Below are 12,691 nucleotides of genomic sequence, written 5' to 3' on the forward strand. Positions count from 1 at the left end.
AGTATTTCAGATGCTTATATTATTTATGCTGTACTCTCTTGTATTCTTTTGGGGGTAATTCTTTACATTTTTTTTTCTTTCCACTAAGCATTTTAAAACAGTTTGCTTCTGTTAAATTTGTACTGATTATGAAACATGAGCCAAAAAAACATATTGATACCTACCAGCACAAGGGGCTGCGGCTTCAATTAACCAATATATTGAAAGAAAAGGGCATAACAGATCAGCGGGTATTAAATGCCATAAATACGGTGCCTAGGCATTTTTTTCTCGACAGTGCATTTGACAAAATTGCTTATGAAGACAAAGCTTTCCCAATTGGCGAAGGGCAAACCATCTCGCAGCCCTATACTGTTGCATTCCAAACAGAATTGCTTCAAGTAAAAAGAAATGACAAAGTACTTGAAATTGGCACTGGTAGCATGTACCAGTCAACTATACTTGCTGAGATGGGGGCCAAAGTCTATACCATAGAAAGGCAAAAGAACCTCTACAAGCAGCATGAAAATTATCTCTTTAAGGATGTTTACCTAAATATGAAATTTTTTTATGGTGATGGGTTCAAGGGACAGCCTAGTTTTGCCCCTTTCGACAAAATACTTATCACGGCAGCAGCTCCTTTTATCCCACCAAAGCTAATAGAGCAATTGCGGCCGGGCGGCTTGATGGTACTGCCTTTGGACGATGAGGAAACTGGCTTCCAACGTATGCTCCGCATTACCAAAAAGCCTGATGGTACTTTAGCCGAAGAATCATTTCACAATTTTTCTTTTGTTCCAATGCTAGTCGGGAAAAGCTAGTTTTTTTGATGACAATCAAGTTTAAATCATAAACTTAACAAAAAGGGTACGCAACGTTTAACCCTTATTGTTAGTCATATCATAAAACGCATGAATGATTAAACTATTTATATGCTTGGTGCTACTTTTGGGTACTATATGTACTGCATACGCACAAGGTATATATATGCAGAATGATTCGGCAAATAACTTGGACGTAACTATAGAACAAGCGAAAGGACAAAGGTTGGAAAAGCAGGCTACTGCATATATTTGTGAGTTGCCTCCCCTAAAAGTAGAAAGCAAAATCAAGGTACAAAAGCTGGAAGTAAAAGCCCCAGCCAGTATTTTAAATGACAATGACGACAATGACAAATCAGGCAAAGAGGCTCAAAGGGGTTTAAAAATAGATTTATATGGGCCCTTCCGGGGATATACGCAAATTAGCTACGAGGTAGTTACCCAAGAGGGGAGGGGCTATGAATTGTCACTAGGCCTGATTGGTGTTGGTACAGACAAGCTGATGGAATATTCAGATACCAGTTCCCGGTTTTCCACCACACGAAAAAACCAAATTGGGCTGTTTTTAGCTGTTGGGTACAAGTTCAGCAAGCTGCCTATACTGTTATTTGGCCATACTCAGCCCACGCATATCTTGCAGGGCGCTTATGCAAAGCCAACGCTGTATGTGGGTAGGTATTCGGAAAATAGGGTAGCTTTTAAAGGTAACAATGTATATCAGCTTGAAAAGCCGAATACCACTTTTGCATGCCTTCAAATGGAGTTTGGCAAACAATGGGTAATAGCCAACAAAGGTCTGATAGATTTTTATTGGGGGCTAGGCTATGGGATAGATAATAAAACATATTATAGCACATCTTATTTTGAATATATAACAACCTCCGCTTTCAATTATTGCAACGACCGCATAGGGAGAAGTCCTGGCATATCATTTACCTTTGGAATAAAGCTTGGTTTGTTAATAAAATAAGTGCAATTTAAAGGAGCAAATAATATTATAGTAAAAATGGAAAATCAACATTTCAAAAATCACGCAAGGTTTGTAATTGGCTGGCATTATATTACTTCCTTGGCCATTCTTGCCTTGTTCATAGGCTCTATTATTAACCTAGTGCACGCAGCTAAAGAAAACCTTTACTCTGCTTCCCTTATTTGCTTGATTGCTGTTATTTTAGGATTTATTTTTTGGTTTGCACGGGCATTTGCTTTAAAAGCACAGGACAGGGCTATAAGGGCTGAAGAAAACCTACGTCACCTTGCATTAACAGGCAAGTTGCTAAACAGCAAACTAACTATCCAGCAAATAATTGCACTTAGGTTTGCCGAGGACGAAGAGTTTGTAGCATTGGCAAGCAAAGCTGCCGCAGAAGGGCTTGTCCCAAAAGCTATCAAAACCGCCATTGCAAGCTGGAGAGCTGATTACCATAGGGTTTAAAGTTGTTTTAAGTTTTGTGTTTTAAGTTCTAAGTTTGGGGAGTCAGGAAATCCATCTTAACTTAAAACACAAAACTTAAAACAAAAGCAGGTGCCTCAACTATCCCCTTTGTTTTCAAAATAAACAGCCAGTTTTTCGTTCCATCCTTTAGGCATTGCTGTTTTTTCTCTTGTGGCTGCATTTATAAAATACAAAACTACCCTGCCTACGGTTAGTAGCTTGCCTTGTGCATTGTAAATTTCATGCAGGAACTCCATTTTGTGGTTGGTTGGCAATTCCTTTAGCATGGTTTTTATGGTAAGCAAGTCGTCATAGTGTGCTGGTCGCAGGAATTTAGAACTTATTTCTACCACAGGCATAATCACTCCTTCATCTTCCAGGTCTTTATAGGTATAACCTAAGTCCCGTATGGCTTCTGTCCTGCCAATCTCAAAATACTGGGCATAATTGCCATGGTACACCACGTTCATTTTGTCTGTCTCGGCATACCTTACCCTAGTTGTTGTTATGTGCTCGTACATGAAACTGCTTTTTTGCTGTTGGTAAAGTTATTGTTATGGTTTGTTTATCCACAAACAAATGCAACATAGGTTGTTTTTACTATTGAAATTTACCTTTATATTATTTTGCTCGCCTGTTCTAAATGGTTAGTTACTAGTCAAGTATAAGTTTATCTCATAGTAGTTGCTATAAAATTTAGGCACTTCGATTTATCAACAGAAAATTAACCGCAGAACCCGCAGAGCGATTAACTCAGAGAAGGTGCAAAGGCAGAAACGCTAAAACAAGGAAAGGCGTTTCATTTTTAAGTGCTCAGAGGCGGGGATTGGTTTTTTTTCTTTCTTTTCTTCATGCCACGTTGAGTCTTAGAGTCTTTTTGGCAAAAACAGTTTTAGCAAACTGTTAAAAATAAGTTCAGCAATTTTATTAAACCCTAGGTTTGATTTTGGTTCACAGTCCCGGACGTAAATTTAAAACTCCCGTATGCACGCACGTATTAAAATATTTACCAGCATTGTTGCCTTTTTTTCTTTCACTTATACATACAGCCAAGCTACTTTAATAACTACCGATGTAGATGCTGACTACAAACTTGCCAAGGAATATTTTGCCAAGGAGGAATATAGCCTTGCTTACCCAATTTTTAAAAACATCAACACCACAGGCGTTGAAAAAACAAACTATCCGGCCAATATTGCCATAGAAGGCAGGTATTATTATATCTCCTGCGGCCTAAAGCTGAACGATGCCACCATGAAAAGCAAGGCCATTGAGTTTATAGAGCTGGAATACAATTTGCCCCGGGTGCAGATGCTTTGCTTTGACCTAGCAGAATATTTTTTCAGGGCAAACAATTTTGCAGATGCCATTGCTTATTACAACAAAGCAGGCATCGATAATCTTAGCAATGCCGATATAGCCCAGCTAAAATTCCATAAGGCTTACGCTTATTTCACCTTGCAGCAATTCCAAGAGGCGAAGCCACTCTTCAATGCCATCAGGCAAATACCATCCGATTCTAACTATGTGGATGCAAATTATTATTACGGTTTTATCACTTTCAGCGAAAAAAACTACAAAGAGGCACTAATCGCTTTTAAAGTGGCAGAGAACGAGCCTAGTTATGCCAAAGTAGTGCCTTTTTACATTGCAGAAATCTATTACTTCAACAACGACAGGGACAAAGCCCTTAGCTATGTGGAGCAATTGCTAAAAACAAACAACCAATACTATGATTTGCAATTGAAGCAATTGGCTGGCAAGCTGTATTTTGACAAAAGGCGGTTTAAGGAAGCATTGCCTTATTTGGAGGAATATGTGAGCAAGACACCCAAAGTAGCACGGGAAGACTTGTACCAACTAAGCTACTGCTACTACGAAGCGGGTAGTTGGGAGAATGCCATTGAAGGCTTTAAGCAATTGGGCGGGAAAGAAGATTCGTTGGCACAAAACAGCATGTATTTGTTGGCAGATGCTTATTTAAAAACCAACCAAAAAATAAATGCCCGCAATGCGTTTTTGTTTTGCGCTAGCAATTCCAGCAATGCCACCCAGCAGGAAATTTCTACGTTTAGCTATGCCAAGCTTTCTTACGAGCTGGGCTACCTTGATATTGCATTAAGCGAACTACAAAAATTCATCATAAAATATCCCAATAGCAATAATATACTGGAAGCAAAAGAATTGTTGGTTGGGGTATTATCCAATACAAGCAATTATAAAGAAGCCCTTGCCTTGTTTGAAAGCCTGAAATCGCAAGGCGAGATGGTAAAGAAAATTTACCCCAAAATACTGTATGGCAGGGCCGTGGAACTTATTAACGACCAGCAAATACAACAAGCCGATGTGCTGCTGACCCGCATTACCAAAGCACCCTACAACAACCAGCAAATAGCATACACTTGGTTTTGGAAAGGGGAGATAGCCTACCGTACCGATTTGCTGGATGATGCCATTACTTACTTTGCCAGTTACCTAATAAACCCATTGAACAATGGCGAGATCAACAGCACCAACGCCCGTTACAGCTTGGCGTATTGCTACTTGAAAAAAGGCGATTACAAAGCAGCACAAAAGCATTTTGAACAGGTGGCCAATAGCCTTACCGCAAGTGCTACCCCATTGAGGCAAGATGCATACCTACGCAATGCAGACTGCTATTTTATGAATAAGCAGTACAAACAAGCACTTAAAATATATGACGATATATACACCCACCAACTAAAAACCGCAGACTATGCCTTGTACCAAAAAGCGGTGATAGCTGGCGCCATGAATAAAAGGGCAGACAAAATAACCCTGATGCAGGCATTGGTAAAGGAATACCCCGAATCGCCGTTGGCTGCCGATGCCAACATAGAATTAGCCAACAGCTTCTTAGCAGATGAAAAATATGCCGAGGCATTAGCACCATTGCAGCAAATATTGAACAACAAGGATGCAAGCGCATTGTGGCCTAGGGCATTGTTGAAAACGGGCGTTTCTTATTTCAATACCGATAAAAATGACGAGGCACTTGCCAGCTTTACAAAACTGGTAAAACAATACCCCAATAGCCAAGAAAGCGACGAGGCAATAGAATACATACGCAACATTTTTGTAGAAAACCAAAAGCCAAACGAGTTTGTAAGTTTCATGCAGCAAAATGGCAAGCCCATCAGCACATCGGAAGCAGACTCGCTTACCTACCGTGCCGCATTGCTGCGCTACGAGGCAAAAGACTTTGCCAGTGCCAAAATAGGTTTCGCAAATTATATAAGCAAATACCCAGATGGCAAGAATGCCATAGAAAGCAATTATTTTTCGGCAGAAATGTATATCACGGACAAAGATGCAAACAAGGCATTGCCTTTTTACAATGCCGTTGCCGCAAAAGCACCCAACAAATATGCAGAACGCAGTGCATTGCAAAGTGCCAGGATATATTATTACAACCTTAAAGATTATGCCAATGCGGGCAAATATTTCACGCAGGTAAAAGCCCTAGCCACACAGCAGGAAAATAAGCTAGAAGCCATGCGTGGGCTGCTCCGCTGCCAATACCGCCTGCAGCAATTTAAAGAAGGCCTTGCCAATGCAAAAGAATTGCTGGCACAAAGCAGTGCTGCCACAGACGATAAAATGATGGCCAGCATGATAGTGGCAAAAAGCTTCCAGGCCGATAACCAGCTAGACAGTGCCACGGCAGCGTATAAAAACGTAACAAGCCTTGGCAAAAGTGAATACAGCGCAGAGGCACAATACCGGATAGCAGAAATATTGTTCCTTCAAAATAAATTAGACTTGGTAGAAAAAGCCGCATTCGAAGTAATTAAAAAAGAGGGGTCGTATGAGTTTTGGGTAACGAAAAGCTACATTCTGCTAGGTGACCTATATTTAAAGCAGCATGATTTGTTTAATGCAGAAGCCACGTTTAAAAGCGTGTCGGAAAACAGCACTATTGCCGACCTGAAACAAGAAGCCGCCAGCAAACTGGCTCAAGTAATTGAAGAAAAGAATAAAACAAATAAAGTGGAGACACCGCAGTGAGTTGTCAGTGGTCAGTCGTAAGGCATAAAGAAATAGTAATTTCTCTTCTCCCTTTACGGGATAAGGGCTAAAAATTTGAATAATAATGAATTATTGTAAAAATATATTGTTGATTATATTGGTAGCGGCTCTGCCCACAACTTCTTTATTGGCGCAGCACAAAAAGAAAAAAAAGGCTACGCATACCAAAACATCTGTTAGCCATGCTGCCGCAGTAAAGCCAGTAAGAAGCAGGGGAAGGTATAGAAAAGGCACTACAACCAGCAGGATAGTAGAAGACACGCTGAGCGGCACTTACAATGGCAAGGTTAAATCAATAGTATTATTGCCAAGGCCAAAAAGCCCAAATGGGAAGGATGAACCCGTAAAAGTAACATTGATAAATGACACCACTGCTAACCCTGTGGACACTGCTCCATCTCAAAATGAAGTGGTTATTACGTCTTCCTTCAAGCCATCCTTGCGGAATGCTGCTAAAATAAATTTCACGGCTGCAACACCTTTGCTAGATACCACTTTATTGCAATTGACCTATAATATCCCTTCTCAAAACCTTTTCTTTTCTTACGAGCCTGTGCCTTTAAAGCCATTGGCCTTGGCACCAGACTCTGCCCTTGCCTGGAACCACGACCAATATGTGAAACTTGGCTATGGCAACTATGCTTCGCCCTACTTAGAAGCAGGTGCTTCCTTGGGCAATGGCACGCAAAGCATGATAACAGCCCATGGCAAATACACAGCAGCCAAAGGTAGCTTGCCTTTTCAGCAATACAGCAAAGCGGGCATAGATGTTTTGGGCATTTACACCACCAAAACAAACCAAGAGATAACCGGCAAATTTTTTTGGGACAACAATACAGTATATAGGTATGGCTACCAGCCTGATAGTTTAAAATTTACCAAGGATAGCCTTAGGCAAAAGTTCAACACCATAGGCGTAGAACTAGGCTTGGAAAACAAATTGCCTACTGGCTATGGCATCGTGTATCACCCACAAGTACATTTCAATGTTTTTAGCAACACCAGCAACACCAAGGAAACCAACTTGCTGCTAAAGCTGCCTTTGAGCAAAATGTTTGGCAAGTTATTTACATTGGCCCTAGCCCCAACGGTTAGCCTTAACCATTATACCTACCACTTGGCAAATGACTCTACCAACATCAATAACAATTTATTCTATTTCAATACAAGCGTGTTGTTCAATACCCCCAACTTTAAGCTGAACCTAGGGTTAGTACCCGGCTGGGCCAATAGCAATTTTTCTTTATTGCCCAACTTCACGGCCGAAGGCAGGTTGCTAAAAGACAAAAAATTGATAGTAGAAGCAGGATGGGTAGGCAGTTTTCAGCAAAACACTTATCGTACCCTTGCAGGTATCAACCCATACATTGTGCCACCAACCAGCTTGGGCAGCACCAAAACAATAGAGGAATATATAGGCTTGAAAGGTAGTTTGGGCAAGCATTTAACGGCAAATGCAAGGCTTTCCTTTGTTCAACTGGACGATATGCCATTGTTTGTAAACGATACAACAACTGGAAAAAATCAAAACTTTCTTGTAGTAAATGCACCCACCATACAAGCATTGCGCATAAAAGGCGAAATAAGCTATGCCGTGCAGGAAAAAGTTGCTATTTTAGCAGGGGCAACTTATACCCAGTTTACCAAAGTGAGTGGCTATGAGAAAGCCTACGGCTTGCTGCCGTTGGAAATAAACGGAGCTTTGCGGTGGAAAGTATTAAACGAGCTTACGTTGAAAAGTGATATTGCTTTTTTTGATGCCGGCAGCTACCGCACCCAAACCCTTGGCAAGGGCAAGCTAAACCCAGCGTTTGACGTGAATTTAGGAGGCGAGTTCCCCGTGATGAAACACCTAAACGCATGGGTACAATTCAATAACCTTTTGAACAACCATTACCAGCGTTGGAACCAATATCAAGTATTAGGGTTTCAATTATTGGCAGGAGTTGTATATTCGTTCAGATAATATATCATTTTTATGTACCCATTATTGTATAAGTACTTTCTAGTAAATAAAAAAATGAGCCTCCCCGGGCTTGGTGATTTTTCCTTGCAGGAAACACCCGCCTCCCTCGATTTTGTAAAAGGTGTTTTGAGGGCGCCACAGGCTAAAATTAGTTTTAGCAACAAGTACAGCAACAATATTGACAAAAACCTTTTTATTTACTTAGGTAAAGAAATGAAGGTGGAGGAATGGGAAGTAGCCAAAAAGTTCCAGGAATTTACCGAGTCGCTAAAACAAAATATTGAAAACCACAAAGCCGTGGAATTGCCAGGCATTGGCAAGCTGCAAAAAAGCTACGACAGCGATATTTTCTTTGTGCCAGAAGGCGATGCCACTACTACTTCATCGCCAGATATTAAGCTAAACAATACCAACGACTCCCGCGCCAACCTAGTAGAGCTGTACAGTACAGGCGAAAACCTGATACTTACAGAAGAAACGGAAGACGACAAACTGGAAATGATTGTAAGGAATAAAGAGGAAGACTATTGGTGGGTATATGCCCTGATACTTGCCTTGATGGGCGTGGGCGCATTGCTGTATTATTATATTTAATAGTGGCCACAAAGGCACAAAAACATGAAGAAACACAAAGAAAAAGTCTTAAAAGCTATTGTATAATATAAAGTACCTACTTTTTACTTTCTTTTTCTTCTTTCCTTCCTTTGTGCTGCTTTGAGTCTTCGTGTCTTAATGGCAGATTATCTTTTATTCCTTTCCTTCGTACTACTTTGAGTCTTCGTGCCTTTGCGGCAAAATCATCTTTTTTGTGCCTTTGAGGCAAAAACTTTCAATTGATGGCATCAACTATTACTTATACTCATTGCCCTGCTTGCGGCGGCACACATATAGCACCACAGTTACAAGCGGAAGACTACACCGTGAGCCATGAAGTATTTGAGGTTTGGCATTGCAGCGATTGTACCCTCAGGTTTACGCAGCATGTGCCAGACGAGGAGCGTATTGGCCCATATTATCAGGCAGACAGCTATGTGTCGCATTCAGACACGCAGGAGGGCTTGATAAACAAAGTCTATCACCGGGTTCGCAACATAACCCTTGGGCAGAAAAAGAAATTGATTCTAAAGGCCACCGGCAAAAGCATTGGCATGTTGCTTGACGTGGGTGCTGGCACTGGCGCATTTTCCAACGCAATGGAAAAAGCAGGGTGGCATGTTACGGGGCTGGAGCCAGACAGCACTGCCCGGCAAGTGGCACTTAAAAAATTTGGATTGGTACTTAGCGACCCCGAAAAGCTATTTGTTTTACCCGACGAGCAGTTTGATGCCATTACCATGTGGCATGTGCTGGAGCATGTGCACAATCTACACGGCTACATGGAGCAATTCCACAAGATACTAAAACCAAGGGGTAAGCTCATTATTGCCGTGCCTAACTATACCAGCCACGATGCCCAAGCTTACGGTAAATACTGGGCTGCTTATGATGTGCCTAGGCATCTATACCATTTTTCGCCCGAAAGCATGGCTTTGCTGGCAAAGCAAAAAAGTTTTTCCATTAGTGCTTACAAACCGATGTGGTTCGACAGTGTGTATGTGAGTATGCTAAGCGAGCAATACAAAAATGGCAAGCCTAACCTAGCCAAAGCATTGTTTATTGGTTTGTTATCGAACCTTAAAGCACTAGTAGATAATAAGCGATGCAGTTCTGTTATATATGTGTTGGGTAAATCGTAAGTCATAAGTCGTAAGTGGCAGGGTAGTAAGGAACAAATAAATCTACAATTTTAATTTACCAGCAACTGATTTTACTTTTACATGCTACTTTTGATATGCAAAGTGTATTGACTTACGACTTATCACTTATTACTTATCCCTTATGATTCAATTCAGTTTTAGCTACGATAAAAACAAGACCATCCAGGCACTGCGCTACCACTTTTTTTCCCGCAAGGAAATAAAAGTGATGATAGTGGTGGTGAACGTGTTTGCCATTGTGGCGGCTGTTTTATTCTATTCCAAGATGATAAGGCCAGAGCCATTCTTGCTAGGTAGTTTTATATGGGTAACCCTAATGCTAAGCATTTGGTACATACTGCCTTATAGCATCTACCGAAAATCAAGCACTTTTAAAGAAAAATTCAACATCACTATCGGCAGCATAGATGTAAAGATTGATAATGAACAAGGACGCATCGCATGGCCTTGGGCGGCTTTTACCAAGTATTTTGAAAGCCCGCATTTTTTCCATTTGTATTTTGACGAAAAATCTTTTTTTTTGATTCCCAAGGATAGCATGACCGAAGAAATGAAACATGATTTCAGGGGGGTGTTGAAAGAGATGATTGGGTAAAATATTGTTATTCATATTTCAGATAAGTTTCCACCCATTGGAAAAGATGCATTATATGTTAGCACCCAAAACCTTCCACAAACCCATACAAATTAAACTCCCCCGCCAAAGAAAGCCGTTCTATTTCCTCCATCAGCACTTGCTTGTCTATGTCCTTCATCCTTTTTTGCTGGATAAGCTGGTAGGCTTTTTCTGCAAGCAAGCGGCTATGACGTTGGTTATGGGCTAGAGGCTGGTAATGGGCAATGGCGGTATATAGCTCCGCAATCCCCTTTTTCTGCGAGGCAGTGGTTTTAATAATTGGTACTTCTTGCTGCTTGGTATAAAAGGTGGGGGCAAGCATTTGTTTTAAATGATGGACAAATAAATCAGCATCGGGGCGGTCGCTTTTGTTCACCACAAAAATATCGGCAATTTCCATAAGCCCTGCTTTCATGGTCTGCACTTCGTCGCCCGCCTCTGGCACCAATACAACAATAGTAGTGTCTGCCAGCCCTACAATTTCTATTTCGCTTTGCCCAACGCCCACGGTTTCTACTATAATATAGTCAAACCAAGCGGCTTGCAAAAGGCTTGTAATGGCAATAATTTGCGGGTGCAGCCCACCGAGGCTGCCTCGGGTAGCCAGCGAACGGATAAACACACTGGGGTGGCTATACCAATCGCTCATGCGTATCCTGTCGCCCAATAATGCCCCTAGGTTAAATGGCGAGGAAGGGTCAACACACAGTACAGCTACTTTTTTGCCGTTGGCTACCATTTCGCCAATCAAGGCATCTACCAATGTGCTTTTGCCCGCTCCGGGCGGGCCGGTAATGCCAATAACAGGTGCATGACCAACGGGTAACTGGCTTAAAAACTGCTGGTAGCCAGCAGCTTCGTTTTCAACCAAGGAAATGCAACGGGCCAATGCCTTGGTATCTTGCTGATGTATCTGCTGTAAACGTTGCTGCCATTTCATGCAGGTGCAAAGTAGGGGATTTTACGATTGATTTTTTGTTATGGGGCTTGCATTTCAAATCTTCGCTTTTTATTGGTCTTTTTTTTATTTAGAAGAATCAGTAGGCATTTCATTCTGCAAGACCTAGCTAGTCCATGTGAAACATCGCTGATGGTGAAGGCCACTTGTGCTTTCACTCTGCCACGCAAGGAATACAAGTGTTTACACACTTGTTTGTCGGGGCGTTTTGCCCATGATTTTAAATTTCAGGCTATCATTAATTATAACTCATTGAAATACAGTGTTTTTATACTTTTTTGAGTGAGTGTTTTATGAGTGATTTGTGAGTGTTTTTTGAGTGATTAATGAGTGATTTGTGGGTGGTAAATGAGTGAAATATAAGTGCTTTTTCATGTTTTTTTGCGTGGGGGATGAACATATTAAGATGTTTTATTTTATATTAAAAATAGTGCCTCGTGGCTGGGGCAACCGAAGTGGTTGGCCTATCGGGGACAAAGGAGCCATTTACTGTAAAATTGGGAATAATGTACGAGATATTCAAAAGGACAATCCTATATGGGGGCATTTTTCCCCCATAAGCATCCAAAAATTCCCCCATATAGGATTTTTATTTTGGACTATATACCTATTCATGCCAATTTTACATGAAAGGGGGAACTACGGGCATCTTGCCCTTGCCTCTCGCATCTGATGTTAGTTGGCTGGTAAAAATGATAATACACTATCAAAATCTTATCAGTTTCTTATCAATAAATTATCAATTTACTATAGAAAAACTATCATTCCATTATTAACTAATTATCATAAAATTCACTCAAATTATAATAAAAAATGAAGCTTAAAAAACACAAACAACTGAATATCAATGAATTATAGGCAAAAAGGAGAAATAGCAAAAAAAATAAATCACGGAAAAAGAAGAAAAATGACCCTATTTCAAATCTTCGTTTAGTTCTTCAATTTTCCTCCTTTGGTCTTGCTCCCTCTCCAAAAGGTGAGGGTTGGGGTGAGGTTGAAGGGTTTGTATGGGGCTATCAAGATCAATTTTGTTGCTCATAAAAATAAGGGCAATAAAAGCGAAGATTTTTAATGTACCCAATTCAATTTACTTCCTAGCAAACAGTATT

General features: G+C 40.8%; 11 protein-coding genes. 8 read left to right on the plus strand and 3 right to left on the minus strand.

Going from position 1 to position 12,691, the window contains the following annotated elements; all coding sequences use genetic code 11:
* Positions 1-128 precede the first annotated feature (128 nt).
* From ACHFIY_RS05280 to ACHFIY_RS05290, 3 genes are all read left to right on the plus strand, one after another.
* The gene (locus tag ACHFIY_RS05280; protein ID WP_410845025.1) at positions 129-800 is read left to right on the plus strand and encodes a protein-L-isoaspartate(D-aspartate) O-methyltransferase; all 672 of its coding nucleotides are present in this window, start codon (positions 129-131) and stop codon (positions 798-800) included.
* Positions 801-894: 94 nt separating this feature from the next.
* Entirely contained in the window at positions 895-1,770 is an 876-nt protein-coding gene (locus tag ACHFIY_RS05285) for a hypothetical protein (RefSeq protein ID WP_410845026.1), read from the plus strand.
* 36 nt (positions 1,771-1,806) lie between these two features.
* On the plus strand, positions 1,807-2,235 hold the full coding sequence (locus tag ACHFIY_RS05290) for a DUF6526 family protein (RefSeq protein WP_410845027.1): 429 nt from the start codon (positions 1,807-1,809) through the stop codon (positions 2,233-2,235).
* A 95-nt stretch (positions 2,236-2,330) separates the two neighbouring features.
* Here ACHFIY_RS05290 and ACHFIY_RS05295 read toward each other — a convergent pair whose 3' ends face one another.
* On the minus strand, positions 2,331-2,756 hold the full coding sequence (locus ACHFIY_RS05295) for an acyl-CoA thioesterase (RefSeq protein WP_410845028.1): 426 nt from the start codon (positions 2,754-2,756) through the stop codon (positions 2,331-2,333).
* A gap of 463 nt (positions 2,757-3,219) precedes the next feature.
* Here ACHFIY_RS05295 and ACHFIY_RS05300 point away from each other — a divergent pair, with 463 nt between their 5' ends.
* The 5 genes from ACHFIY_RS05300 (at position 3,220) to ACHFIY_RS05320 (ending at position 10,603) form a co-directional block, all read left to right on the plus strand.
* Positions 3,220-6,264, plus strand: coding sequence for a tetratricopeptide repeat protein (locus ACHFIY_RS05300; RefSeq protein ID WP_410845029.1), 3,045 nt, complete (start codon positions 3,220-3,222; stop codon positions 6,262-6,264).
* Between the two features lie 85 nt (positions 6,265-6,349).
* Positions 6,350-8,251: a TonB-dependent receptor gene (locus ACHFIY_RS05305; RefSeq protein WP_410845030.1), complete on the plus strand. Its 1,902-nt coding sequence runs from the start codon at positions 6,350-6,352 to the stop codon at positions 8,249-8,251.
* A 12-nt stretch (positions 8,252-8,263) separates the two neighbouring features.
* Entirely contained in the window at positions 8,264-8,845 is a 582-nt protein-coding gene (locus tag ACHFIY_RS05310; protein ID WP_410845031.1) for a hypothetical protein, read from the plus strand.
* Between the two features lie 242 nt (positions 8,846-9,087).
* Complete coding sequence (locus tag ACHFIY_RS05315; RefSeq protein ID WP_410845032.1) at positions 9,088-9,987, plus strand: class I SAM-dependent methyltransferase; 900 nt, start codon at positions 9,088-9,090, stop codon at positions 9,985-9,987.
* A gap of 142 nt (positions 9,988-10,129) precedes the next feature.
* Complete coding sequence (locus ACHFIY_RS05320; protein WP_410845033.1) at positions 10,130-10,603, plus strand: YcxB family protein; 474 nt, start codon at positions 10,130-10,132, stop codon at positions 10,601-10,603.
* A 58-nt stretch (positions 10,604-10,661) separates the two neighbouring features.
* Here the strand turns inward: ACHFIY_RS05320 and meaB are convergent, their stop codons facing one another.
* On the minus strand, positions 10,662-11,564 hold the full coding sequence (meaB, locus tag ACHFIY_RS05325; protein ID WP_410845034.1) for a methylmalonyl Co-A mutase-associated GTPase MeaB: 903 nt from the start codon (positions 11,562-11,564) through the stop codon (positions 10,662-10,664).
* A 931-nt stretch (positions 11,565-12,495) separates the two neighbouring features.
* Positions 12,496-12,621, minus strand: a complete 126-nt coding sequence (locus ACHFIY_RS05330; RefSeq protein WP_410845035.1) for a hypothetical protein — start codon at positions 12,619-12,621, stop codon at positions 12,496-12,498.
* Positions 12,622-12,691 lie beyond the last annotated feature (70 nt).

Origin of the sequence: Parasediminibacterium schistidii, assembly GCF_046546515.1 — a bacterium.
GTDB lineage: Bacteria > Bacteroidota > Bacteroidia > Chitinophagales > Chitinophagaceae > Parasediminibacterium.

Coding starts and splice junctions, on each gene's coding strand:
- ACHFIY_RS05280 (WP_410845025.1), top strand. CDS start 129: ATGAAACATGAGCCAAAAAAACATATTGATACCTACCAGCACAAGGGG.
- ACHFIY_RS05285 (WP_410845026.1), top strand. CDS start 895: ATGATTAAACTATTTATATGCTTGGTGCTACTTTTGGGTACTATATGT.
- ACHFIY_RS05290 (WP_410845027.1), top strand. CDS start 1,807: ATGGAAAATCAACATTTCAAAAATCACGCAAGGTTTGTAATTGGCTGG.
- ACHFIY_RS05295 (WP_410845028.1), bottom strand. CDS start 2,756: ATGTACGAGCACATAACAACAACTAGGGTAAGGTATGCCGAGACAGAC.
- ACHFIY_RS05300 (WP_410845029.1), top strand. CDS start 3,220: ATGCACGCACGTATTAAAATATTTACCAGCATTGTTGCCTTTTTTTCT.
- ACHFIY_RS05305 (WP_410845030.1), top strand. CDS start 6,350: ATGAATTATTGTAAAAATATATTGTTGATTATATTGGTAGCGGCTCTG.
- ACHFIY_RS05310 (WP_410845031.1), top strand. CDS start 8,264: ATGTACCCATTATTGTATAAGTACTTTCTAGTAAATAAAAAAATGAGC.
- ACHFIY_RS05315 (WP_410845032.1), top strand. CDS start 9,088: ATGGCATCAACTATTACTTATACTCATTGCCCTGCTTGCGGCGGCACA.
- ACHFIY_RS05320 (WP_410845033.1), top strand. CDS start 10,130: ATGATTCAATTCAGTTTTAGCTACGATAAAAACAAGACCATCCAGGCA.
- meaB (WP_410845034.1), bottom strand. CDS start 11,564: ATGAAATGGCAGCAACGTTTACAGCAGATACATCAGCAAGATACCAAG.
- ACHFIY_RS05330 (WP_410845035.1), bottom strand. CDS start 12,621: ATGAGCAACAAAATTGATCTTGATAGCCCCATACAAACCCTTCAACCT.